Source organism: Verrucomicrobiota bacterium (assembly GCA_016871675.1).
In the GTDB taxonomy this organism is placed as follows: Bacteria; Verrucomicrobiota; Verrucomicrobiia; order Limisphaerales; family VHCN01; genus VHCN01.
The window spans coordinates 1-23,366 of sequence record VHCN01000007.1 but is presented as its reverse complement, the minus strand read 5'-3'; the positions used below and the strand labels follow the sequence as shown (position 1 = coordinate 23,366).

The following is a 23,366-nucleotide window of genomic DNA, read 5'->3' as shown; positions in this document are numbered from 1 at the left end:
AAGTGGTGTGACTTGCGCACGCCCCATGAACATGCGCCGGCTACCTCTTTCGCTCCTCTCGCTTCTCCTCTGCCTCGCCGCCTGCCGTCCGAGCCAAAGCGAACTGAGCCTGGAGGGAAGGCCCATCGGTGAGATTCTCAAGGATCTGAATTCCACTGATGAGCTGCGGAAGAATCGTGCGCTTGACCAACTGCGTCGTTCGGGCACAAACGCATTTCCAACACTTGTCGCCCTCCTCGAATCCAAGGCCGGAGCGGTTCCGGGTCCGACAAAAACACCCAACAATCTGGCTCCTCACTCTCTCCCAAGTTTGGCGGACACTCTCCCCGCCACACGAAGGTCCTACGCTGTTGGCGCCTTCAGCGCGCTCGGGACGAACGCGTCGGCTGCACTCCCGTTGCTCTTGCCCGTGCTCGCATCTCCCGAAAACGCGCCCGTGGCCTCGATGGCGATGGTGCGCCTGGGCCCCGACGGTGTCACGGCTGTCGTGCAAGCAGTGTCATCGGATCAACCTCGCATCCGGGCGGCCGCTTCGAGCGCGATCCTGTCGCTCCGGCCTTCGGACGCGCCCGCCCTTCCAGTTTTGTTGAACGCATTGGGATCCACTAACGCTCCCACCATCATCGCCGCAGCGGGCGCGCTCGGGAAAATCGGCGCAGATGCCGACCGCGTCGTTCCAGCCCTTCTGCGGTTGCTCGATCACGCGACGACAGACGTCCGGATCGGTGCCATCACGGGACTGCGCGACTTTGGGCCGCTCGCAGCGCCCGCAACCCCTGAGTTGCTCAAGACCGTTCGTTCCAGCGAAGAAGTCGTCCGAGTGGCATCTGCGACCGCGCTGTGGGGCATTGCGCCCGAGGTTGCGAGACGCGAAGGCATCGAGAACCCGTTGACGGGAAGCGGTGATTCTTCCTCCCGCTCCAAAGCCGGGAAGTAAGCAGAAGTCGGCGGCGGGCCGTATCAAGCATCGGCTCGAAGCGAACGGCGGTGCCACTTCAATCTCGACTCTCGAACCGGCCGCGCAGCAACCTGCGCGATGCAAACACTCCCTCACACGCTCTCATGCTTCGTCTGCGGCGAGGCGAATCCGCTTGGGCTCGGGCTGAAGTTCGAGACGGATGGGCGCGTGGTGCGCACGCAGTTCACGCCGCGCGCGGAGCACATCGGGTTCAAGCAGACGGTCCACGGCGGCATCCTCGCGACGCTGCTCGACGAAATCATGGTGTGGGCGTGCGGTGTGCAGACGAAACGCTTCGCCTACTGTGCCGAGATGACTGTGCGTTTCTCGGCGACGGCGCAACCGGGTAAGCCCGTGGTTGCAACCGCCGAACTCGTGTCGGATGGGCGTGGCCGGCTGTTCGAAGCCCGGGGCGAAGTTCGCGATGAGTCGGGCGCGCTGCTGGCGAGTGCTACTGGGAAGTATCTTCCGATGAAACCCGACGTGGAGGCCGAAATGCGAACGGAGTTGATCGGAGACTTCCGTGCGTTCCGCTGAGCGGTTCAACCGCCAGAAACTACTTTGCGCCCACCTTGATTTTCGCCTTCGAGAGCGTGGTGCCCTCGGCCTGTCGCAAAGCGGCAACCGCCTTGTTGTAGTCCGCCTGCGCGCGGATTTCGGCCGAACGCGCGGCGGTGAGGTCGCGCTGGAGTTGGAGAACGACGAAGCTCGTGCTCTTGCCGCTCTCGAGTTTCTTTTGCTCGGCCTCGAGCGCGATCTCCGCATACACGCGCGCAAGGCGTGTGGCGTCGATCTTGTCGTAGCTCGTTTGCGCGGACTTCACGGCGTCGTCAATCTGCACGACCACGTCCTGCTCCTGCTTTTTCAGGCGAAGCAGCGATTGCGCCACGTTCGCCTTTCCCGATGCGTAGCGGCTCTTTGCATCTCGATTGCTGAGCGGGAAGCTGAGCACGACCCCGTAGGAATAGGACTGGAACATGCCGCCCTGAATGTCGTTGAGCGCGCCGGAGAGCGTCGGACCGACGCCGTTGTGCCCGTAGCTCGCGGTGAGGTCGAGCGAGGGAAACAACTGGTTGTAACTGTAGCTCAGCGAAATGTTCTGCTTCTCGACGTCCAGCCGCGCCTGGAGCACCTCGGGCCGGTTGGCCATCCCGGATTGCCAGCTCTCCAGCACATTGAATGTCTGCGGCAGGGCCATCAGGGTGTCGGTGGGCTGGATGCGCACGCTGCTCCACGCCGGGTAGTCATCCGTGAGCAGGTTGCGAAGCCGGTTCTGCGTCGCGTCCACCTCGCGCAACGCGGTGAGCAGGTCCGCCTTGCGCGCGGCCACCTGCGACTCGGCCTGTTTCTCGTCGAGCGGGGCCATGGCGCCGAGTTCCACGCGCTTCTTGTTTTCGGCAAGCAGTTTCTCCGCGAGCGCAAGCGACGCCTCCTGCACCTTGATGTTCTCGACCGCGAAGGTGAGGTCGTAGTAGGCCTGCTGCACGGCGTTGACGGTGCTGATCAGCGTCAACCGCAACGACAGCTCGGAGATCGTGATGTTCTTCCGGTTGAGCCGGATGTTCAGCCGGTTGGCATCGATCCACGAATTCTTGAGCAACGGCTGCGTGAGCGAGAGGGACGCGCTGTCCACGTATTGGAAGCCCAGCGGAAAACTCGTGCCGCTGGAGCGCGTGAGGTTGCCGGAAAGCGTCAGCACGGTGCCGCTCGGGAGCGTGCCACGGATGCTCGGCGTCCAGATGTCGGTGTAATTCTCGCTCGGCGGGCTGCGCAGCGCCGTCGCGGCATCGACACGGCCGGGACTGGAACTGAAGCGCTCGCTGAGGCTGAAGCTCGCCACCGGGTCGTAGGTCGAGCCCAGAGAGCTTTCGAGGTTGAAGGTCGCGATCTCCGGCCCGATGCGGTCGATCTGGATGCTCAGGTTCTTCTGAAGAGCCTGCTCGATGCACTGGTCGAGCGAAAGCGGACGCACGTTGGCACTCGTCTGCGCCGCCGCGCCGATTGGCAGGCAAAGCACCGCCGTCGCCAGCAGGTCTCGGAGTTGCATGGGCCGGGAGGTTGAAGGATTCATGCGGACACGTCAAACACTCGTCGCTTGCACGGGTTGCACCCAAGGCACTGCCGCCGCGAAAGGGGAGGCTGAAAACCCAGCCTGCGAAGCTGGCCGTAGCGATGCGATGAACGGTCTCCGGTCGCCGGCAGCTCATGGCGCGCGTTCCACGTCGTGCCGGTAGTGTTTTTGAGGCCGTGTGTCGCGGCCTCACGCGGCATTTGCCTGCAGCTTGCCTCGCTGGATCACACCGAAGCTCCACCCCGACCAGCACGGCTCATGAAACTCTTCAACTCCGCGCCGGGTGCGCGATCACCCTGGCAGCATCCGCGCGCGGTCGTCTCCGTGCAGGTGCTCCACGTGAACGGCGCGCGCAACTTGAAGCTTGGTGGGCCGCTTCCCCAAGCGCCCACGCCGGCCCGTGGAGCCGCGTGACCAACGGCATCCTCCTCAACAACGGCGCGGTGGAGATTCAGGACACCTCCGCGGGAAGCGCCGGCCTCCGATTCTATAAAGGCGTGCGACGGCCTGGGGCGGGTCGAACCGCATTCCACTCCTGCTTCACCGCGGAGTTTCGGCGTTGCTCTACTTCACCTCCACACTCACCGCGATGTGCGAGGGCAGCTTTCGTGAGCGATAAATCCGCTGCGTCGCGGGCGTGAAATCTTTCTCGTCCGCTTCGAAGATGTTCTTCACGTATTTCTGCGGGTTGCGGTCAATCAGGGGGAACCACGTGCTCTGCACCTGCACCATGAGGCGATGGCCTTTCTGAAAGCTGTGGTTCAGCGCGAGCAGGCTCCACGTGAATTCTGCCGGCACGTTTGGCCGCAGCGGCTCGGGCTTCTCGAAGCTCTTGCGGAATCGCCCCCTGAAGACTTCGTTCGCCACCATGAGTTGATATCCCTGCATCTCGGGCCGCGGATGGTCGTCGGGGAACACGTCGATCAACTTCACGATCCAGTCGCTGTCCGTGCCGCTCGTCGCGGCAAACAAGTGCGCGACGGCCTCGCCGGCGATGACCGTGTCCTCTGCAAGCGGGTCGCTCACGTAGCTCATCACGTCGGGACGGTTGTGGACGTGCCGCTGGTTTTCGAGCAGCCACTCGCTCCAGCGCGAGCCCGGGCCGTAAGTCGGCTCGATGGGCCGCGTGCGATACGGCACCGGCCGCGCCGGGTCGGAGATGTAAGTGTCGAACTCCTTGTCGCTCCCGCTCGCCGGCGCATCGAACGACAGCCTGCCGCCCTCGCGAAAGTAGAGTTTGCGCTCGGTGAAGCCCTTCTTCGGCGGCCACGCGTCGTAGCGTTTCCACTCGTTCGCGCCGGTCTGGAACGTGAGCGCCTCGGGCAAACCGTGCGGCCCCTTGTCCTTGAGCAGCGCGGCGAAGAACGGCGCCTGCACGTCCTTGCGGAAATACCGCGCCGTGTCGCTTCCAAATTGCAGCGGCCCGAGCGATGACCCGCCGCCGCTCCAGCTCCCGTGCTTCCACGGGCCGATGACGATGCGGTTGACGTTATTCGAGTCGCGCTTTTCCAGCGACGAGTAAGTCTTGAGCGGCCCGTAGAAATCCTCCTGATCCCACCAGCCCGCGACGGTGAGCGTGGCGACCTTCGGCTCGCGCAAGTGCTGCCACGCGGCCTGGCGCTGCCAGAATGCGTCGTAGTTCGGATGCGCCACGTAGTTGTTCCACGTCGGAAGCGAGCCCTTGAAGTATTTCGCGTTGGCGTTCTTCAGCGGCCCGAGCGCGAGATACCATTCGTAAGTGTCGGCCTTGTCGAACTTGAACGAGTAGTTCGTGCGGCCCGTCTCCAGCAGTGCCGCATACTCGAAGCCGTAGCTCAGGCGGAACGCGCCGTTGTGGTGAAAATCGTCGCCGAGGAACATGTCGGCCACGGGCGCCTGGGGCGACGCGGCCTTGAGCGCCGGATGCGGCTCGATGATCCCCATCGTCACGAGCCAGCCCGGATACGAAATGCCGAGCATGCCCGCGCGGCCGTTGTTGCCGGGGACGTTCTTGAGCAGCCACTCGATCGTGTCGTAAGTATCCGTGCCCTCGTCAATCGCCTTTGCGTCACGCTGGTCGCGGGGCGGCCGCAGCATCTCGAACTCACCCTCCGACTTGTGGCGCCCGCGAATGTCCTGGAAAACAAAGATGAACCCCTCGTCCACCAGTTCGCGATACGCGCCACGCAGCGTGAGGGCGAAGCCGTTCGTGTCGTTGCGCAGCCCGTAAGGCGTGCGCGTGATGAGAAACGGCATCGGGCCGGCGGCGTCTTTGGGCGAGAAGATGTCCGTGTTGAGGCGCACGCCGTCGCGCGCCGGCACCATCGCGTGAATGGCGGTGAAGTGCTGTGAAGGGTCGAACGCGCGCTGCCCGGCGGCGGGAAGGACGGCCGCAAGCAGCAACGCACCGATGAAGGCCCGCAGCGGAGTTTTCACGCGCCGAGGGTGGACGAAAGGCGCGCACGCCGCAAGGGCCCGGTCCTGCGCAGACACGCACAGCGTGTGCGCGCTCACAGTTCTTCCAGCCGCACGTTTTTGAACTTCACCACGGACCTGTCGTCGTGGGCTTGCAGGCCGATGTAGCCGCGCAACGAGCGCGCCGACTCCGTCTCGATGATGCGTTCGCCGTTCAGCTCCACGACAATCTTCGGCCCGCGCGCGAAGATGGTCGCGTAGTTCCACTGGCCCGCCGTGCGGATGACGTTCTTCGTCGGCGCGACCACGTCGTAGAGCGAGCCGGGACCGCCCTTTGTCGGCGGCCGGCCGGGTGCGTCGTAAATCTGCATCTCGTAGCCGGTGAAGGACGGGTTTTTCTCACGCGCCGACCGGAACATCACGCCGCTGTTGCCCCGCTGGTTGACGGTAAACTGAAACTCCAGCCGGAAGTCGCCGTATTGCTTCCTCGTGCTGAGCCACGAGCCGGACTTTTCGGGATTGGTCGTCCAGCCACGCCCGTTGCGGCCCGTGAGCACGCCGTCCTGCACGTCCCACTCGCCGCCCTCGATGCGCTCCCAACCGTCGAGGTCGCGGCCGTTGAAGAGCGGCTCGCAGCGCGCCTGCGCCGCCCGCACCTTGAGCAACAGGTCGCGCGTGAGCCGCACAGACTGCGCCTCGCCCTCGGCGTTCGCAGCGCCGGTCTCGATGCCGACCCAGCTCGTCCATCCGCCGTCGCGGACGATGCGCATCATCTTGTAATAATCTGTCTCCTCGCACGCGCCGTCGGGCGTGAACTTCATCGTCTTGGCGCTGACGGCCTTGGCCCACGGCATGAACATCTCAACAGCGTCATAGCGGTTCACCTGTGCCGGGAAGTTGCCAAAGTCCGGCAACGTGCCGAAGTTCGGCTTGTTCACTTCGCGCATGACGCTCGTGAGCCACACCGGGTCGGAGGAGTTGCCGCCGTGATTCTCGATCCCGACGTCCATCTTGCGCTGCGCCGCGAAGTCCGCGAGCCGCGCGCAGCTCTCGGCCACGCGGGCCTTGATCTCGTCCGCCGTGCCGTCGCCGTAGGCGTTGACGCGCACGGAACGGCAGCCAAGCGTCTTGGCTGCGTCAATCCAACCGAACGTCGCTTCGACGGCTTTCTCGCGTTTCGCCTTGTCCGACGCGCCGAGCGGGCCGTTGGTGTCGAGCATGATGAGGTGGCAAGTCACGCCCTCGCCGTCGGCGCGCGAGCGCAGGTCCTTGAGATAGGCGACGTCGCGCGGCTTGTCGGCAAAGAATTGGTCGACGAACTCGACCGCCTCGATGCCGAAGTGGCGCCGGGCGAGCTGCGGGAAGTCGAGGTTTCTCAACTTGCCCGCGCGGAGCGACTTGTTGAACGACCACTGTGCGAGTGAGATCTTGAACAGCGATTCCGGCGCAAGCGCGGCACGGGCGAAGGGCGCCGGTGCGAGCGCGACTCCAAAGCCGGCGGTGGTAGTGAGTTGGAGGAAATGGCGGCGAGTTTGAGTGTTACGTAGAGTGCGACGGTCGCCGGGCAGTTCGAACTGGGGTTTCATCGGGGCGAGGATGCCCAACCGTCGCTGAATCCGCAAGTTGCGAGCGGGCGCGGGATCGAACTGCTCCGTCACGCAATGGCAAGCCGGTCACGGCTCCGGAAGGGCTGTAAGCCGAATTCTGTCTGCGCCGAGACTCGCGCCGCGGCGGAGAGAACCATTTGTCTGAGCGGCCAATACCCGGGACCGGCCGCACTCTCGCGCGACTCGACGCGGGCCGCGTCGCAGTCCCCTATTTGGCCTTGCACCCGATGGGGTTTGCCGTGCCTCCGCGCTTGCGCTTGGAGCGGTGCGCTCTTACCGCACCTTTTCACCCTTGCCCGCTTCCCGGCGGACCGGAATCGCTGGCGGTTTGATTTTCTGCGGCACTGTCCGTCGGCACGCCTCGCGGCGGGCCGCCCGCGTGTATCTCGCGACAGAGTCGGAGTTACGCGGCATCGCGCCCTGGGGTGTTCGGACTTTCCTCCCCGGCTCGCGCCGGAGCGGTTCTCCGCCCTTCCGGAACCGGGGCGAAACTAGCACAGAACGGAGGCCCGTCAAAACAATCGTCCCCGCCGGACCTTGCGGCCCGACGGGGACAAAGTGGGGGATGGGAGTTCGCCACTCTCTCTTTCCCATGCCGACATTAGGCGCCACAGGGGCTGCCGGCTTCCCGACGCTATTCTCCACGGCAAGCGGAGTCATCGGCCTCGTAGCAGGGCCGTCGAGCGCCTTGTGGCCACTCGAATTCAAGTGAGGCTTTTCAGCTCGCTTGGGCTGATGGTTGCGCCACCGGCCTGCGAACCAGGCCAAGACACGTCTGCGAATCATTGTCCGCGTCTTGACCACTTAGCGCGGGGACCGCCACCGCTTTTGGCGGCGCGTTTGCCCCGTGCCACGGGTCTCGCCTCTTAACTTTCAGGCTGCCTTTTCGCTCTCAGGCCAGCGGTGCCGTTTGTAGCATCGCCGGCGTTGCGGAAGGTTTTCACGAGTCCTGCCAAGACCCCGTGACCTTCCCGGTGCGTGCGCTCCCTTTGTGACGCCTTTCAGCGTTTTTCGTTGGGCTGGCCCCCTCACGGAGACCGCCAGAGTCGCCTGCCCCGTGCTGGCACACAGTAGCAGCCAAACACCCTCTAGGTGACTGCGATTCAAGCGGGTCCGAAACCAACCCGCCTTACTTGACCCGGTTCGGCGCGGTTTCTAATCGCCCCTAACCGCCAAGTCCCTGTTCGCATCGCTGACGACGCGCGAACGCCGCCAGAGGGACTGGTGAATCCTGCCTCGTCCACGCCGACCTTGCGGCCAGCACTTCCGAGGAAACGGGCCAACCAGCCTGACCCGCTCTTTCCCCAGTTGCCTGGGATTATCTTCGGAACTTCCGGCGACATTCTTTCGTCCGCCGCCTTCCGTCCCGGTTCTTTCAATGAACTGCGATGAGTGTATCAGGGTTCGCTCATCCGACAACGGATTCTTATGCACCAGTTGTTCACCGAATGGTGGTTCGGCAAGAGCCGGCGTGGCGCGACAATGCCGGTAAAGACAAGCTGAGGCACATTCCTACGTGTGCATACCAAAGGCCATTCAAGCGGTGCAATCTCGCGGTGAATAAGTTCTGCGAGCGCGCCGCTGCGCGTCGAGGTTGCAAGCCGGCGTGAAGCTTCCGCTGTTGCCGGCACTGCCGATGCAGGCTTGCGAGATGTGCTGGAATGCTGCCGAGGAGTCCCGCGTGAGGGTTCCGCGGGGTGGGCGGGCCGTCAGGCAGCCGGGGCCGCAGACTTGGCCGCCGCGCGTTTCGCGGCGTTCGCGAGTTTGGCCGCCTTCTCGCGCAGCTTGCGGCGCTTGAGGTAAGCCCGGCGGCGTGCGCGCTTTTCAATTTTGTTGTATTGGCGGCCCATAGTTGCGTTGATGTCTCGGAACTTTTGCGGGCGCGAATATGAAGAGTGCTTTCACCCCCTTCAACTCATTTCTTCTGTGCGTGGCCATGGCCGGCGCGGCGTGCATGACGCCGGATGACCCGCTGGTGTCGAAGACCGCGAAAGCCCCATCGCCGACCCCCCCGAAGAAGGGTCGGGGAAAAGAGGCGGCGCTGGTCCGCATCTACGTCGAGACGATGGAAGTTGATCCGGCGCGCACGCAACCGGTCTCGGTCTACCGCGACAATCCCATCACCGTGAACCTCGACAAACTGCCCGTGTTGAATGAGGCGCACATCGCCGCGGCGGAGGTCCTGCAGTCGGATGAGGGGCTGGCGTTGAAGCTCATCCTCAACACGCAGGGTGCGTGGCTGCTCGACAGCCTTTCGGTTTCGCAGAGGGGCAAACGCATCGGCATCGCCGCGCGTTGGAAGGAAGGCCGGTGGCTCGGCGCGCCGCGACTGAACCGGCGGATCAGTGACGGCGTGATCGTGTTTGTCCCCGACGCGACACCCGAGGAATTGGATTGGATAGTGAAGGGCGTGAACAATCTCGCGAACAAGAACAAGTGACAGGCGGTTCCCCGACTTGGATTCGATCGATCGGCCCGCGTGCCTGTCGCGTCCTGCCACTCATGGTGGCGTGCTTCGCCCCGCTGGTGACGCATGCGCAACCCTTCAGCTTGCCCACGGCCAATCGCGCAATCTTCAAGGCGGGGGGCGAGGACGAGTATTTCGTGCCGACCCCGGGAAAGGACTGGCGCAGCGGCACGTTTGGTTGCGTGCGAAGCGAAGGCATGCAGTTGCACGAGGGACTCGACATCCGAGCCGTTCAACGAGACAAGCAAGGCGAACCGATGGATGCCGTCCTCGCGACAGCCGATGGATCCGTCGCCTACGTGAATCGCAAGCCGGGACTTTCCAATTACGGCAACTACGTGGTGCTCCGGCATCCAATGGAGGGGATCGAGGTTCTCTCGCTTTACGCGCACTTGAAGTCCGTCCGTGGGGATTTGAAGCCTGGGTCAGGCGTGAAATCAGGCGATGCGATCGGCGTGATGGGGCGCACGACGAACACCAAAACCCCGATCACACGCGAGCGCGCGCACCTTCACTTTGAGATTAACTTGCTTGCCAGCGAACGGTTTGCGGAGTGGCACGACCACGCTTTGCCCGGCCAGCAGAACGATCACGGCCGCTTCAACGGGCAGAATCTCCTCGGCTTGGACCCGCGGGCCATTCTGCTTGCCCAGCGCGCCGAGGGACCGAGTTTCAGCCTGGTCCGATTCCTCCGGAACCAGACGGAACTTTGCCGCGTGATCATGCTCAAGCGCGATCTCGCGTGGGCGCAGCGCTTCTACCCGCTGGTCAGGCGCAACGCCGCCGCGGAGGCGGAAGGCATCGCCGGCTACGAGTTGCGGCTGAACTTCAACGGGGTTCCATTCCAGCTCACGCCCCGCGCCCCGTCTGAACTCACGCGCAAGGAGAAGTTCCAGCTGCTCTCGGTGAATGAAGCTGAGCAGCGCGCCAACCCCGCGCGAACGCTCGTCGCCAAGCAGGGCGGCCGCTGGGAATTGACCGCGAATGGAACGCGCTTGCTCGAACTGCTCGCGTATTGATCCGCCAGAGGCATGACGACTCAGGTTTCCACTTGCCTCGACCGCAACGCCGACACCACATTCGCGCCATGAGATCTCGCCTGCTGGCACTCGCGCTCGGACTGCCAATGCTCGCGCTGGCCGCCACGAGCGCGCAGCGGAATGTCGTCCTTTTCGTGGTGGACGACATGAGTCTGGACGCCGGTTGCTACGGCAACAAGACGATCAAAACACCCCACATCGACCGACTCGCAGCGGACGGGGTGCGCTTCGACCACGCGTTTTGCACGACAGCCAGTTGCAGCGCGAGCCGGTCCGTGATCTTGAGCGGCTTGCACAACCATGCCAACGGTCAGTTCGGTCACCAGCACAGCTTTCATCACTTCGCAGCCTTCAGTTCCGTGCGCAGTTTGCCGGTCGTGATGGCCGAGAATGGATATCGCACCGCTCGCACCGGCAAGTTTCACGTAGCTCCGGACGACGTGTTCCGATTCGAAACCGTCATTCCCGCGGCGGGAGGGAACCGCAACACAGTCCGAATGGCCGAAAACTGCCGCGATTTCATCGCGAGGGGGGACAAGCCCTTCTTCCTCTACTTCTGCACGTCGGATCCGCACCGCGGAGGCGGCACCATGCCGGGCGACCCGCTGAAACCGGATGCCTTCGGGAATAACCAGCCCTACGAAGGAATCACCGAGATTCGTTATGACCCGGCGGAAGTCACGGTCCCGCCGTATCTCCCTGACAACGCCGAGACGCGAGCAGAGATCGCGCAATACTACCAGGCGATCTCGCGCCTCGACCAGGGGCTCGGGCGCTTGCTGGCCTTGTTGAAGGACGCTGGCCAACTCGACAACACCGTCGTCATCTTCACCGGCGACAATGGCATGGCTTTCCCCGGTTCGAAGACCACGCTTTACGACCCGGGCTCCCGCCTGCCGCTCATCGTCCGGAGCCCCGACCACCCGCGCGGAAAGGTTTGCAACGCGATGGTCTCGTGGGTGGACCTCACGCCGACCATCCTCGACATCGCCGGTGTGAAAGAAGTGAAGGGCCGGCTGGTTCAGGGCGAACCCGAATTCAGTGGCGGCGCGCCCAAGACCGGCGCCCCGAAGGCGGCCGCGAAGAAGAAGCAAGCCGAGGACTCAATCTACAGATTCCACGGGCGATCGTTTCTGCCCGCGCTCTCGCAAGCGAACCCAGCCGGCTGGGATGAAGTCTACGCATCGCACACTTTCCACGAGATCACCATGTATTACCCGATGCGCGTCGTGCGGACGCGCGACTACAAGCTCATTCTGAACCTCGCGCACCAGCTCCCGTTCCCGTTCGCATCCGATATCTACGCGTCCGCGACATGGCAGGGCGTGCTCAAGCGCAGCGACTCAATGTTCGGCCCGCGCCGCACCGCGGACTTCCTCCACCGTCAACGCTACGAGTTGTATGACCTCAAAGCAGATCCCACCGAGTCGCGAAATCTGGCCGGCGATCCCAAACTGGCGAAAGTGCAGGCTGAATTGAGTGCAAGGCTTGAAGCTTTCCAGCGGCGCACCAGTGACCCGTGGATCGTGAAATACAATTATGAATAGCCGCGATTCCACCGCGTGCGATGGCTCCGCTCATGCTGCCTGCGGACGAACAGGCCCACGATGAAACCCCGCCGCGACGCCCGTCACTCGTTGTGGAACACGCTCGCGGATTCCTCCTTCCCCGCGCGGTTCGTCATCAAGGCCCTCCTTTTCATCCTCGTCCTCGGATTCGTCCTGTTCCCGAATCCCGTGCTGTTCCTCCGGCACATCGGCAACTTCAAGAATCACGACGCGCTCATTACGACGAATCTCCCGGCGCTGGTGGAGATCAACGCCGAGATCAACAAGCTGCTGCCGACGAATGCGACGCCGAAACAGGAACTCCAAGCCGTCGAGCGGTTCGTTTACAAGAACATCAAGTATCAATACGACTGGTATAACTGGCTGAACGCCGATTACTGGCCGACCGCCGCGGACGTTTGGGAGCGCAAGCGCGAAGACTGCGACGGGCGCGCTGTCCTCGCCGCGAGCATCCTGCGCTCGCGCGGCTTCACCAACGCCATGCTGGTTGCCAACGTCAACCACGTCTGGGTCAGCGTCGGCGAGGACGAACTCATGGGCCCGCACCGCGAGAAGAACCTCCGCCGCGAAGGCAACAAGGTCGTGGTTTCGCTTCCAGGTTTCTCGACATGGATGGACATGGTCGCCCAACTCAGCGCATTTCCGGCCCTGCGGTCGCTCATCATTATCTTCGTTGCCGCCGGCTTGATGTTTCACCCCTGCCGCCACAAGGGCGCCTTTTGCCTCGTTGCCGTGCTCGCGCTGACGGGCTACATCCTCCTCTTCGAATGGTCCGCGCTGAGGATGAAGGGTGACTTTCCTGGTTTTACGCTGAATTTCTTCCTCGGCGCATCGGCCGTCCTGGCGGCTGCAACCGCCGCGCTCTTCAGTCAACGCATGCTCGATCGTCGTCGTGGAACCCCGCCCAAGCCCCAGTTCGAAGACCCCGGCCAGCGTTCGATTGCCGTCAAGCTCACGCAGTCGTGAACGACCACTGATTTTGAGAACCGGGCAGCCCTCGCCTTCTCAACCCGTCGATTCCATTCCCTGAACAGCATTGTCGGCATCGCATCCGGCGTTGTAGCGTCGGCGCATGTCACGAAGTGAGCGAGCCATCGCGCGCCGCGGGCGAATTGCCCTGCTGCTCTCGTGGCTCGCGATGTCCAGCGCGGCTCTCCCCGCGGACACGTCCGAGCGTCCGTTCGGACTGACACGCCGCATCCCGCTCACCACCTCGCGAGTCATCGGCTCCCCGGAGCCGCCGCTGCCTTTCCGGGCGAAGCGCGCCTTCCCGAGTCTCTCGTTCAACCACCCGGTTTATGTGACGGCGGAACCAGCCTCAAACCGCTTGCTCGTCGTTGAACAGAATGGCCGCACACTCGCCTTCGGCAGTAACGCCACCGGGCCGGGCACGAATCTCTTCCACGAGATTGCCGATCATGAAACGTATTCCTTGCGGTTCCATCCGGGCTTCGCGACGAACCGCTTCGTCTACGTCTTCGCGAACGGCCCTCGCTCGGCCAAAGCAAAGCATGACCGCATTCTTCGATACACGGTTTCCGGTTCGCCGGCGCGTTGCGACCCCGCGAGCGAGACGGTCATCATCGAGTGGCTCTCCAACGGGCACAACGGTGGCGAGATGGACTTTGGCCCCGACGGCATGCTTTACATCTCGGCGGGCGATGGCACGAGCGATTCGGACGGCCTCGACACGGGCCAGGACCTTCGCGACATCGCGTCGGGCGTGTTGCGCATCAATGTGGACAAGCCCGACGCCGGCCGTGGCTACTCGGTGCCGCAGGACAACCCTTTCCTACACATCCCGCTCGCGCGCCCCGAGCTTTGGGCGTTCGGCTTCCGCAACCCGTGGCGGCTCTCGTTCGATCGGAAGACGGGCGACCTGTGGGTCGGCGACATCGGGCAGGACTTGTGGGAAATGGTCTACGTGGTGAAGCGCGGCGCGAATTACGGCTGGAGCGTGATGGAAGGCTCGCATCCCTTCCACCCGCTCCGCGCACGTGGGCCCGTGCCCATCAGCAAGCCCTCCATCGAACACCCGCACTCCGAGGCACGCAGCATCACGGGCGGCACCGTTTACACCGGCGACCGCTTCAAAGATCTCCGGGGCGCCTACATTTACGGCGATTATGGAACCGGCAAGATTTGGGCGGCCCGATACTCAGGCGGCAAGATCACGTGGCATCGTGAAATCGCTGACACGCCACACCAGCCGCTCGCCTTCGCACAAGGCCACCGGGGCGAAATCCTGTATGCGGATTACGGCGGGGCGCTCTACGAACTGGAGCCCAATCCGCCGCCCAGGACGAGGACGGTGTTCCCGCGCAAACTGGGCGACACCGGGCTCTTCGCGGATGTCCCCTCTCACACGCCCCAACCCGCGCTGATCCCATACTCCGTCAACTCTCCGCTCTGGTCCGACGACACGCACAAGGACCGGTTCATCGCACTTCCGGGTTTGGAGCACATCGAGTTTACCGAGAATGGCGCGTGGAAATTCCCCGAGGCTGCCGTCCTTGTGAAGACATTTTCGCTCGAAGTCGAAACGGGCAATCCCGCATCGCGCCGGCGCATCGAGACGCGGCTCCTCGTTTTCCAGCAAAACGAGTGGGTCGGATACACCTATGCGTGGAATGCCGCCCAAACCGACGCAGACCTCGTCGCCGCGTCGGGCGCGGACCGCACCTACACGATTCGCGACCCCGCCGCGCCGGGAGGCATTCGTCGTCAGTCGTGGCACCTTCCGAGCCGCGCCGAGTGCATGGTTTGCCACTCGCGCGCCGCGCAATTCGTCCTCGGGTTGAACACCCACCAGATGAACCGCCAGCACGATTACGACGGGACACGCGACAATCAACTCCGCGCGATGGAACACATCGGACTTTTCAAGATTCGCCAACCCCAACGCAAACCAGGGGACGGCGAACCCGTGCCACCGGAAAAGTTCACCGAGAAACTGCCAAAATCGCCAGACAAGTATGCGAGGCTTGCTGACCCCCACGACGCAACGCAACCGCTCGAGGCCCGCGCCCGGTCCTACCTGCATTCAAACTGCGCTCATTGCCATGTGGACGCCGGCGGCGGCAACGCCGCCATCAGCCTCCACATCAACACCAAGCCTGATGCCGTCCGTGCCGTCGGCGTCGAACCTTTGCACGACAAGTTTTCGATCCCGGATGCGCGGATCATTTCGCCCGGAAGCCCGGGGCAATCCGTGCTGCTTCATCGAATCTCGACACTCGGCCCCGGCCGCATGCCGCCGCTCGCTTCGTCCATCGTCGACGATGCCGCCGTCAAACTCATCCGCGATTGGATCGCGGCGATGCCCGCGGCTAGGTAGGCAGCACCCAGCGGTCAGGTTCCTGTATGAAGCATCACAATCGTCCAGCAACCGGATGGACCCACTCAAGGCAGGAACCGGCACCGACCACGGAACACTGAAGCCCACACACTGACTTTCCCCATGATCCTACTCCTCTCCGGAACCAACCGCCCCGGCAGCAACACGCGCCACATCGTGCGTCACCTCGAATCGAGCTACGCTGCGCTGCGCGCTCCCTGTCACGTCCTCGACCTTGCGCAACTCCCGCCCGAGATTTTCGCCGCATCCTCCTACGCTGTGAAACCCGACAGCTTCGCACCGTTCGCGGACGCGGTTCTTCGATCCGCCGGCCTGCACGTCGTGACGCCCGAATACAACGGCTCCTTTCCTGGCGTGCTCAAATACTTCATCGACATGCTCAAGTTCCCTGAGAGTTTCGAGCGCCGGCCGGTCTGTTTCACGGGAGTCTCCGCCGGCATGTTCGGCGCCCTGAGACCCGTCGAGCAGTTGCAGCAAATCTTCGGATATCGCAACGCCATCACTTTCCCTGAGCGAGTCTTCCTGCCGGGAATCGGCTCGCTGCTCGACGACCACGGCGCGTTGAGAGACCCCGAACTCGCAGGCCGCCTGCAAAGGCAGGCCGCAGGATTCGTTGAGTTCGTCGAGCGCGTGAAGGGCGTGCCACTCCGGTGATTGCCTTGAGCCCGACTCGTTTTCTTCGGCCGGCTCATCCCGGATTTCCGATTCAACTTCCCTGCCCTGCTTGCTACTCTTTTGCTTGTGAATCCGCCGGCATTCACCGCGCGACGCGCGACCATTGACGACATTCCGCCACTCCGCGCGTTGTGGCGCGCAGAGCAGTTGCCCGAGACCGACTTGGAGAAACGGGTCACCGAGTTTCAAGCCGCATTTGATGGCACCGGGAAACTCGTGGGCTCCATCGGCCTCAGCGTCAACGGCACCCAAGGCTGCCTGCACAGCGAGACTTTTCTGGACTTCGGCCAGGCGGATGAACTCCGGCCGATGCTGTGGGAACGGGTGCACACCGTCGCCCGCAACCGGGGGCTTACCCGCCTCTGGACACTCGAGAAAACCCAGTTCTGGCGGGGCGTTGGGTTCGACGCCCCGGATGACGAAGGCCGCAAGCGATTCTCCGCCGCGTTCGGCGCAGCCGACCTTCCGTGGAGCACGCTCAAGCTCAAGGATGAGCTTGTGGCCACGATGACCCCCGGCCAGGAAATGGCGCTCTTCCGCGCGGCATCCAAGGAGGAAAACGACAAAATCCTGCGGCAAGCCCGCGTGATGAAATGGGTTGCCGCCGTGCTGGGGCTGCTCTTCTTTCTGTTCGTGGCTTACGGCTCGTTCAGTTGGTGGAAGGTCCAGCACCGAGGCGGAGCAAAATCTGGCGGCAAGATGCTCCCCGGCTCGCGGTGGTGACTCACCGCTCCTTCGCCGCGGGGCGGAAATGGTCCGCGTGATACGAGCTGCGCACCAGCGGCCCGCTCGCCACGTGAACAAAGCCCATCGAGACGGCCACTGCTCGCAGCTCATCGAACTTCTCCGGCGGGACAAACTCCACGACGGGCAGGTGCTTCACCGTCGGCTGCAAATACTGGCCGAGCGTGAGCAGGTCGCAACCCGCTTCACGCAGGTCTTTCATCGCGACCCGAACTTCCTCAACTGTCTCCCCGAGTCCGAGCATCAGCCCGGATTTGGTGACCCCACGCGATTGGCGAGCTTTGACCTTCGCGAGGACACGCAATGAGCGCTCGTAGGTCGCACGGTGCCGCACCGCGGGTGTGAGCCGCCGCACCGTCTCGAGATTGTGGTTGAAGATGTCCGGCGCAGCGGCAAGCACCGCGTCGATGGCGGCGTCGCAGTCATTGAAATCCGGAGTGAGCACCTCAACCACAATGCCGGGACACGCCTGGCGAACGGCGCCAATCGTCTTTGCAAAGTGATCCGCGCCGCCGTCGGCGAGGTCGTCGCGTGCGACCGCCGTGATGACAACGTGCTTCAAGCCCATCCGACTCGTAGCCTCGGCCACGCGCGCCGGTTCGTCGGCTTCGAGAGCAAGGGGCTTCGCTGTCGTGACCGCGCAAAACCCACACGCCCGCGTGCAGCGGTCGCCGGCGATCATGAACGTGGCCGTGCCCCGACTCCAGCACTCCCAGTGGTTTGGACACTTCGCACTCTCGCAGACCGTGTGCAGTCGCAATTCGGCGAGCAGATGGCGCGTGCGCCCGAACGAATCGCTCGTCGGCAAAGGCAGGCGCAACCAACCCGGCAACCGCTGTCTTGCCGGTGGCGGGGATTCAAGAGTCGCTGTCATTCTCTTCGTCGCAGTCCTGATCGCAACCTTGGCCCTGATCCTTCCCCTGCCCTCTCCAATCCGGCCGGGCAATGAAGATCAAGATGTGATGAGAAGGCGGTCACTCGAAGCCTTCCTTCTTCCACCACGCCGCCAACTCGGGAGGGCCGAAGTCACCCAGCACCTTGCCATCCACCTCGATGACGGGCGCGAGCGATTGGCCCGAAAGCCGGACCATCTCATCGTAGGCCCTGCCATCCGCGATGACATCGATCACATCGTAGCTGACCCCGCGCTGGTCGAGCCAATCCATGGCCCGGGTGCACCAGCCTCAGTAGGGTTTGATGAAGAGTCGGATGGAGGTAGGTATCATTCCGTGATGATCGTATCACTGTGCTCGTATCCCGGCGCGCAGCAGCAGAGCAGGCGAAGCGTCTCTGCGCCGAGGTTCCAAAGCTTGTGCTTCCGGCCCGGCGGGATGGCGATGGCGTCGCCCGCGCGCACGTCGCGCTGTTCACTCTCGATACGCATCCGGCCCGTGCCGTGTGTGATGAAGTAGATCTCCTCCGCCTTCGGGTGGTAGTGCTCCAGCGTGCTGCCGCCCACCGGCACACGCGCCTCGGCCAGCGACTGGTTGCGAATGGCGGAATTGCGGTGGGCGAGCAGTTCGCGAATCTCGGAGCCGTCCTTCGTCGTGAAGGCAGGCACCGCGTCGAGTGGCGTCACATCCATCGCGGACGAAGTATCCAACGCCCGCGCTCGCCCTCAAGCTGAATCCTTTCCGAAAAACCGGGACGATCGCCGGACTCGAGTCTCCCGCCTTGTCGCGGGCGCCGGCGTTGATACACTGCCCGCATGGACCACTCGCCCGCCTTCCTGCGCCTCGTGGATGACGCAAAGTCCCGCATCCGCGAGATCACCCTCGACGACGCTCGCTCCATCCTCGACCACAATCCCGCTGCAGTGCTGCTCGACGTGCGCGAGGAAAGCGAGTGGACTGCCGCCCACGCCGCCGGCGCGCAATACCTGGGCAAGGGCGTTCTCGAACGCGATCTTGAGCGGCGATTCCCGGACTGCGCGACCGAGATCATCATGTATTGCGGCGGCGGCTTCCGCTCTGCGCTCGCGTGCGATGCCGCACAAAACATGGGCTACCGGAATGTCTCGTCCCTCATCGGCGGCTACAAGGCGCTCGCCGCCGCGGGATGGCCGTTGAAGGGCGGTACGTAAGCGCTCGTCTGTCCCTCAGGAATCCATGAAACGCCTCCTCCAACTTGCGCTGATTCTCTCGCTTTCTCACGCGGCGCTCGCTCAGGGCAAGAAACCGGGCGAACCGGTTGCGCTCGAGAGCGTGGTCTTCGTAGGTGACGTGCGGCCCGGCAGCAACTGCGTCGCGGTGTTGAACTTCAAAGTGGAGAAGGGCTGGTCCGTGCCCAACAACCGGCCCGTGATCCGGCAGGACATCGCAACACAGATTGCGCTCAACGCGCCCGCTGCCATCCGCATTTTGCCGGCGAACTTTTCGACCGGGGTGTCAAGGCAGGTTCAGGTCCCGGGAATCGCCCAACCGGTCACTGCATTGTATTACGAGGACAACTTCTCCATCCAGATTCCACTGCTCCTCAGCCCCAATGTCCTCCTCCCTGCGACCCTTCCGGGCACGCTCGCATATCAGCCGGCGCAAGGCTCCAGGCGCCAACCGGTGAAGCAACTCCGCTTCGAGATCAAGCTGCCGAAGCCCGCGCCTCCGGTTGCGAAGTAGCACGGATTTTGCTCCCTGCAGCGGCATCAGTCGTTTCCAGCGCGCCGGTGCAGCTGCTTCCGCAGCCTGCGGTGCAAGCGAGACAGTGCGAGCCCGTCTGGATCGCCGCGCCGTCGAGTTGAGCGGGGATCACGTCCCACAGGAACAGTCCCGACTCCGGCGCGGGATTGCGGAGCTGCATCTCGAGCATTTGATTGAAGTCGCAATCGTAAAGTTCCCCGCGCCAGCCGACGCTCAAGGTGTTCCGGCACATCAATCCGTCCACGGTCGCCGGGTTGAAGCTGTTTGCGAGCAGTTCGAGGTATTCGTCCCATCGGTCCTGCTTCCGCAAGTCATCCGCGAAGCGCGCGATGGGCTGGTTCGTCATCGTGAAGAGGTGATTGAACACGACGCCGTGATCGCGCAGCAGCGCGTCCTTGTAATCCGCCTCCAGTGCCGCCTGCGGCGGCGGCAGCGTGGGGCCGAGCGGGTTGTAAACGAGGTTTAGCGTCAGCCGCGTCCCGTAGCCCGCGGCGTTGAGCTTTCGCAACGCGCTGATGCTCTTCTCGAAGACCCCATTCCCTCGCTGTTTGCTGACATTCTCGGCCAGATAGCACGGCAGTGACGCAATCACTCCGACTGCTTGCGCGGCGAGATAGTCCGGCAGCCAGCCGAACCCCGGCTCCTCAATGATCGTGAGATTGCACCGGTCGATCACGCGCGCGCCCGCCGCCCGCGCCGTCTCAACGCAGTAGCGAAAGTGCTCGCTCAGCTCCGGCGCGCCGCCCGTGATGTCCACAACCGCCGGCCGATGATCGCGAATCCACTCGCCAATGCGCCGCGCCGTCCCCTCGTCCATCATCTCCGTGCGCCACGGCGCCGCGTCCACGTGGCAATGGCGGCAAGCCTGGTTGCACTTGCGGCCGAGGTTGACTTGGAGCGTGTGCAGTGCCGCCCGGCGCAAGGCGAGGCCGTGCCTGCCAAGCTGCTGGTCGAAGCGGTTCATGGATCGGCGACCACGATACACGAGCGCCGGTCTGCGGCTACTTCTTCTCGTCCGCGCCGAGCCCGCCGATGGCCCGCTGCACGGCGTATTGCGCCTTGTTGAACTCCGCAGCGATGCCGATGAGGTCCTGCCGCGTGCGCGTGAGGTCGCGCTCCGCTTCGATCATCTCCAGCACGGCGCCGACGGCGAATTCCTTCCGGGCGCGCGTGAGTCGCAGCGTTTCCTCCGCGGCCTGCAAGGCTCCACGCGCCACGGCAAGCTGGTCCCGCAACGAGTGAAACCTCGAGTTTGCCTCGACGACCTGCCGCACCACGTCGTCGCGGACTTTCTCCTCGCCGAGCAGCGCCGAGTTCACGCGCGACGACGCGGCTTTGCGGCGCGCTTCGTCAAAAAGCCCGCCGGGTCCAATGCGCCAGCTCAGGCCGACGAAGAAATCTTCCGAGCCGCCGAACTGTCCCAGTGAGCCGTTCCGCCCGCCGCCGAGCCCGCCGAGGAACACGTGTGCCCCGAGTGTCGGGACGAGCGGGCCCTTCACCGCGCCCTCGTGCGCGTCCTTCGCGGCGCGCGTGAGCGACTTGGTTTGCTTGAGTTCGGGGCGCTGCGCGAGCGCCTGCGCCACGAGGGTGTCGAGCGCGGCATTTGTCGCGATCAGCGACATCGGTGCGAGGTCGGCATCGCGGGCGACCAGCGGCGTGACTGGTTCGAGCCGAAGCGTCTGCGCAAGCCGCGCGGCTGCGAGTTGTCGTTGTTCCTCGGCCGAGCGCAGCGCGAGCACGTTTCGGCCGGCCTGCACTTGCGCCCGAAGCGCATCGCCCTTGAACGCGATGCCAGCGTCAACGGCGCGCCCGAGTTGCCCCGCATAATCCTCCGCGATGCCCAGCGCCTCACGCGCGACGCCCGCACCGGCCTGCGCGCGCACAAGGTCGAAATAGCCCGCCGCTGCGAGCGCGATGCTGTCCTGCCGTTGCGCGGCCAGCGCGTGGTCCGCGGCATTCACAAGTTGCTTTGCGGCGAGCGACTTGTAGTAGGCGTCGCCAATGTCCACTTGTGCCGTGAGCGTGCCGCCGAATGTGTAAGCCTGCTTGCTGGCGTTGAAGACATTGCCCGTCACGTCCTGCAACCGTCCGTCGTGCCTGCGGTAGCCGAAACCCGCGTTCAGCCACGGCAGGAACTGGTCTTGCGCGATGTCCCGGTTCGCGCGCGCCTCGGCCAGCTTTTCGCGCGCGATCTGCACGTCAATGTTCTGCGCGCCAGCAAGCCGGAGCACGGTCGGCAGGTCGATGGGATGCGGTGCGGCCGCGTGGTTCGACTGCTGAGCGCCCGCGACCACGACCCCCGCGCCGATCCACAGCGCAACCGCCACGGAATGCCGGTCTCTGAAACCTGAACACTTCACTTCCCGGCCCCCGTGTTGACCGGTTGTCCATCCACCAACACCGTCTTCCCTGCGGTGATCACCTTCGCCGACTCCGCAAGCCCCGAGACGATCTCGACATTCACGCCGTCATTGAAACCAATCTTCACCGGCGTCTTGCGCGCCTTGCCGCCCTCGTTGAGAAATACGAACGAGGTTGCGCGCTCCATCACCAGCGCGTCGCTCGGGACGAGCATCACGTTCGCGTGCTTCTGCACGCCCACGCGCACAATGGCATACATCCCCGGCCGCAACTCGAGCTTCGGGTTCGGCAGCTCGGCTTCGACAAGCATCGTGCGAGTCGCCTCGTCGAGCGCGTAGCTGTGGCGCGTCACCGTGCCCTCGAACGTGCGCCCCGGCAGTCCTTCCACGCTCACACGCACCGGCTGGCCTGGCGACGCAAGCGGCGCCTCGGTCTCCGGCAGCATCACTTGCACGCGCACCGTCCGGAAATCCATCAGCACAAGCAACGCGGCGGTTTGCGCGGGACTGCCCCCGGTCGCAGCGGGAATGAATGCGCCCGGGTCCACGAGTCGCGCAGTCACGATGCCCTCGAATGGCGCGGTGATGCGCGTGAAGCCAAGCATCGTTTCGTAGCGCGCCATGTTTGCCTTCGCCGCCGCGACCGCAGCGACTTGCGCATCAGCCGCGAGCACGGCGGCGTTTTGCAAAGCTTGCGCGGCGCTCACCGTGGCTTGCGCCGCGGCGGCAGCCGCCTGCGCCGCGGCATGGCTGGCGATAGCCTGATCGTGGCGCGCCTTTGCTGTATCCACCTGCTGCGGCACGACGAGGTCGGGCGCTTTCTTGTTGGCGTCCTCCGTGCGCCGCTGATCAAGCGCGGCAAGGTCAAGCTCGGCCTTCGCGCGCGGGATGTCGGCCCGCATGCGCGTGAGTTCGGCGTTTGCCTTGCCGACGTCGGCGGCCGTCTTCGCGGCATCGGCACGGGCCTTCGCCGCGTCCGCCTCGGCCTTCGCCAAATCTGCGCGAGCCTTCGCGAGGTCGGCGACGAGCTCGGGCATCTCAATCTCGGCGAGTGGCGAGCCTGTCTTGACGGAATCGCCCTTGTCCACGGCGATGGACTTCAAGTAGCCGGGAACCTTCGCGTAAAGCGTCGCCTGCTGGGACGGCCGCACCGTGCCGGGCTGTGTGACGAAGCGATGCACGTCACCGCGCGTCGGCGTGACCACCCGAAGCGCTGATGAGGAGGGCGTGCCGCCACCGGCGGGAGCGTATTGCGCGTGGGCGGAAGCCGCCGCGGCCGCGGCAAACGCGAGTCCCAAAACTGGTCGTATGAGTCGCATAGGTTTTATGGGTTCGGCTGCGAGAATTGTGGACTGCCTGCATCATCCGGGTCGAGGCTGGCGGAGCGGGTGTGCTTGCCGGTCATCACCACGGCGAAGACGGACGGCAGCGCAAAGAGTGTCGCGAGCGTCGCGGCGGCGAGCCCGCCGATGACGGCGCGGCCGAGTG

20 protein-coding genes and 1 other RNA gene are annotated in these 23,366 nt (G+C 64.2%); 11 read left to right on the top strand and 10 right to left on the bottom strand.

The annotated features are described in order from the left end of the window. Positions 1-25: 25 nt before the first annotated feature. Both FJ386_02880 and FJ386_02875 read left to right on the top strand, forming a co-directional pair. Positions 26-937, top strand: coding sequence for a hypothetical protein (locus FJ386_02880; protein MBM3875647.1), 912 nt, complete (start codon positions 26-28; stop codon positions 935-937). Between the two features lie 99 nt (positions 938-1,036). Continuing rightward, positions 1,037-1,495 (top strand): PaaI family thioesterase, encoded by a 459-nt coding sequence (locus FJ386_02875; protein MBM3875646.1) that lies wholly within the window; start codon positions 1,037-1,039, stop codon positions 1,493-1,495. Between the two features lie 19 nt (positions 1,496-1,514). Here FJ386_02875 and FJ386_02870 read toward each other — a convergent pair whose 3' ends face one another. The 4 genes from FJ386_02870 to rnpB all read right to left on the bottom strand — a co-directional run bounded on the left by FJ386_02870 (position 1,515) and on the right by rnpB (position 7,508). Further along, positions 1,515-3,029, bottom strand: a complete 1,515-nt coding sequence (locus tag FJ386_02870; GenBank protein MBM3875645.1) for a TolC family protein — start codon at positions 3,027-3,029, stop codon at positions 1,515-1,517. 564 nt (positions 3,030-3,593) lie between these two features. Beyond that, complete coding sequence (locus FJ386_02865) at positions 3,594-5,333, bottom strand: CocE/NonD family hydrolase (GenBank protein ID MBM3875644.1); 1,740 nt, start codon at positions 5,331-5,333, stop codon at positions 3,594-3,596. 185 nt (positions 5,334-5,518) lie between these two features. Continuing rightward, complete coding sequence (locus tag FJ386_02860) at positions 5,519-7,009, bottom strand: DUF1080 domain-containing protein (protein ID MBM3875643.1); 1,491 nt, start codon at positions 7,007-7,009, stop codon at positions 5,519-5,521. Positions 7,010-7,100: 91 nt separating this feature from the next. Next, positions 7,101-7,508, bottom strand: an RNA gene (gene rnpB, locus FJ386_02855) — RNase P RNA component class A. Between the two features lie 1,452 nt (positions 7,509-8,960). Between rnpB and FJ386_02850 the strand changes: the two genes are divergently transcribed. The 7 genes from FJ386_02850 (at position 8,961) to FJ386_02820 (ending at position 16,861) form a co-directional block, all read left to right on the top strand. Next, complete coding sequence (locus FJ386_02850; protein ID MBM3875642.1) at positions 8,961-9,470, top strand: hypothetical protein; 510 nt, start codon at positions 8,961-8,963, stop codon at positions 9,468-9,470. 62 nt (positions 9,471-9,532) lie between these two features. Next, positions 9,533-10,516 (top strand): M23 family metallopeptidase, encoded by a 984-nt coding sequence (locus FJ386_02845; GenBank protein MBM3875641.1) that lies wholly within the window; start codon positions 9,533-9,535, stop codon positions 10,514-10,516. Between the two features lie 68 nt (positions 10,517-10,584). Next, the gene (locus FJ386_02840) at positions 10,585-12,084 is read left to right on the top strand and encodes a sulfatase (GenBank protein ID MBM3875640.1); all 1,500 of its coding nucleotides are present in this window, start codon (positions 10,585-10,587) and stop codon (positions 12,082-12,084) included. Positions 12,085-12,144: 60 nt separating this feature from the next. Further along, positions 12,145-13,071 carry a transglutaminase domain-containing protein gene (locus FJ386_02835; protein ID MBM3875639.1) on the top strand — a complete coding sequence of 309 codons (927 nt, stop codon included), beginning with the start codon at positions 12,145-12,147 and terminating at the stop codon, positions 13,069-13,071. Positions 13,072-13,177: 106 nt separating this feature from the next. Continuing rightward, positions 13,178-15,442, top strand: a complete 2,265-nt coding sequence (locus tag FJ386_02830) for a hypothetical protein (protein MBM3875638.1) — start codon at positions 13,178-13,180, stop codon at positions 15,440-15,442. A 123-nt stretch (positions 15,443-15,565) separates the two neighbouring features. Beyond that, the gene (locus tag FJ386_02825) at positions 15,566-16,117 is read left to right on the top strand and encodes an NAD(P)H-dependent oxidoreductase (GenBank protein MBM3875637.1); all 552 of its coding nucleotides are present in this window, start codon (positions 15,566-15,568) and stop codon (positions 16,115-16,117) included. 87 nt (positions 16,118-16,204) lie between these two features. Further along, a complete protein-coding gene (locus tag FJ386_02820; GenBank protein ID MBM3875636.1) occupies positions 16,205-16,861 on the top strand; it encodes a hypothetical protein in 657 nt (218 codons plus the stop codon). A gap of 1 nt (position 16,862) precedes the next feature. Here FJ386_02820 and lipA read toward each other — a convergent pair whose 3' ends face one another. From lipA to FJ386_02805, 3 genes are all read right to left on the bottom strand, one after another. Further along, positions 16,863-17,756 carry a lipoyl synthase gene (gene lipA / locus FJ386_02815; protein MBM3875635.1) on the bottom strand — a complete coding sequence of 298 codons (894 nt, stop codon included), beginning with the start codon at positions 17,754-17,756 and terminating at the stop codon, positions 16,863-16,865. Between the two features lie 100 nt (positions 17,757-17,856). Then, complete coding sequence (locus FJ386_02810) at positions 17,857-18,108, bottom strand: glutaredoxin family protein (protein MBM3875634.1); 252 nt, start codon at positions 18,106-18,108, stop codon at positions 17,857-17,859. Then, a complete protein-coding gene (locus FJ386_02805; GenBank protein ID MBM3875633.1) occupies positions 18,105-18,467 on the bottom strand; it encodes a cupin domain-containing protein in 363 nt (120 codons plus the stop codon). Before FJ386_02805 ends, FJ386_02810 begins: the two co-directional genes overlap by 4 nt. A 123-nt stretch (positions 18,468-18,590) precedes the next feature. Between FJ386_02805 and FJ386_02800 the strand changes: the two genes are divergently transcribed. Continuing rightward, on the top strand, positions 18,591-18,965 hold the full coding sequence (locus tag FJ386_02800; GenBank protein ID MBM3875632.1) for a sulfurtransferase: 375 nt from the start codon (positions 18,591-18,593) through the stop codon (positions 18,963-18,965). A 25-nt stretch (positions 18,966-18,990) separates the two neighbouring features. Next, entirely contained in the window at positions 18,991-19,497 is a 507-nt protein-coding gene (locus FJ386_02795) for a hypothetical protein (protein ID MBM3875631.1), read from the top strand. Here the strand turns inward: FJ386_02795 and FJ386_02790 are convergent. The 3 genes from FJ386_02790 to FJ386_02780 are packed head-to-tail and all read right to left on the bottom strand — an operon-like array spanning position 19,460 to position 23,197. Next, positions 19,460-20,482: a radical SAM/Cys-rich domain protein gene (locus tag FJ386_02790; protein MBM3875630.1), complete on the bottom strand. Its 1,023-nt coding sequence runs from the start codon at positions 20,480-20,482 to the stop codon at positions 19,460-19,462. The genes FJ386_02795 and FJ386_02790 overlap by 38 nt on opposite strands. Before the next feature lie 37 nt (positions 20,483-20,519). Then, positions 20,520-21,878, bottom strand: a complete 1,359-nt coding sequence (locus tag FJ386_02785; protein ID MBM3875629.1) for a TolC family protein — start codon at positions 21,876-21,878, stop codon at positions 20,520-20,522. Continuing rightward, positions 21,875-23,197: an efflux RND transporter periplasmic adaptor subunit gene (locus FJ386_02780; protein ID MBM3875628.1), complete on the bottom strand. Its 1,323-nt coding sequence runs from the start codon at positions 23,195-23,197 to the stop codon at positions 21,875-21,877. The genes FJ386_02785 and FJ386_02780 overlap by 4 nt, the downstream gene beginning before the upstream one ends. Between the last annotated feature and the right edge of the window lie 169 nt (positions 23,198-23,366).

Excerpts from the sequence above, each read along its gene's own strand:
- FJ386_02830 (MBM3875638.1), top strand. The coding sequence starts at position 13,178 with ATGTCACGAAGTGAGCGAGCCATCGCGCGCCGCGGGCGAATTGCCCTG.
- FJ386_02865 (MBM3875644.1), bottom strand. The coding sequence starts at position 5,333 with ATGGTGCCGGCGCGCGACGGCGTGCGCCTCAACACGGACATCTTCTCG.
- FJ386_02790 (MBM3875630.1), bottom strand. The coding sequence starts at position 20,482 with ATGAACCGCTTCGACCAGCAGCTTGGCAGGCACGGCCTCGCCTTGCGC.
- FJ386_02870 (MBM3875645.1), bottom strand. The coding sequence starts at position 3,029 with ATGAATCCTTCAACCTCCCGGCCCATGCAACTCCGAGACCTGCTGGCG.
- FJ386_02845 (MBM3875641.1), top strand. The coding sequence starts at position 9,533 with ATGGTGGCGTGCTTCGCCCCGCTGGTGACGCATGCGCAACCCTTCAGC.
- lipA (MBM3875635.1), bottom strand. The coding sequence starts at position 17,756 with ATGACAGCGACTCTTGAATCCCCGCCACCGGCAAGACAGCGGTTGCCG.
- FJ386_02795 (MBM3875631.1), top strand. The coding sequence starts at position 18,991 with ATGAAACGCCTCCTCCAACTTGCGCTGATTCTCTCGCTTTCTCACGCG.
- FJ386_02860 (MBM3875643.1), bottom strand. The coding sequence starts at position 7,009 with ATGAAACCCCAGTTCGAACTGCCCGGCGACCGTCGCACTCTACGTAAC.
- FJ386_02875 (MBM3875646.1), top strand. The coding sequence starts at position 1,037 with ATGCAAACACTCCCTCACACGCTCTCATGCTTCGTCTGCGGCGAGGCG.
- FJ386_02880 (MBM3875647.1), top strand. The coding sequence starts at position 26 with ATGAACATGCGCCGGCTACCTCTTTCGCTCCTCTCGCTTCTCCTCTGC.
- FJ386_02800 (MBM3875632.1), top strand. The coding sequence starts at position 18,591 with ATGGACCACTCGCCCGCCTTCCTGCGCCTCGTGGATGACGCAAAGTCC.
- FJ386_02835 (MBM3875639.1), top strand. The coding sequence starts at position 12,145 with ATGAAACCCCGCCGCGACGCCCGTCACTCGTTGTGGAACACGCTCGCG.
- FJ386_02840 (MBM3875640.1), top strand. The coding sequence starts at position 10,585 with ATGAGATCTCGCCTGCTGGCACTCGCGCTCGGACTGCCAATGCTCGCG.
- FJ386_02825 (MBM3875637.1), top strand. The coding sequence starts at position 15,566 with ATGATCCTACTCCTCTCCGGAACCAACCGCCCCGGCAGCAACACGCGC.
- FJ386_02780 (MBM3875628.1), bottom strand. The coding sequence starts at position 23,197 with ATGCGACTCATACGACCAGTTTTGGGACTCGCGTTTGCCGCGGCCGCG.
- FJ386_02805 (MBM3875633.1), bottom strand. The coding sequence starts at position 18,467 with ATGGATGTGACGCCACTCGACGCGGTGCCTGCCTTCACGACGAAGGAC.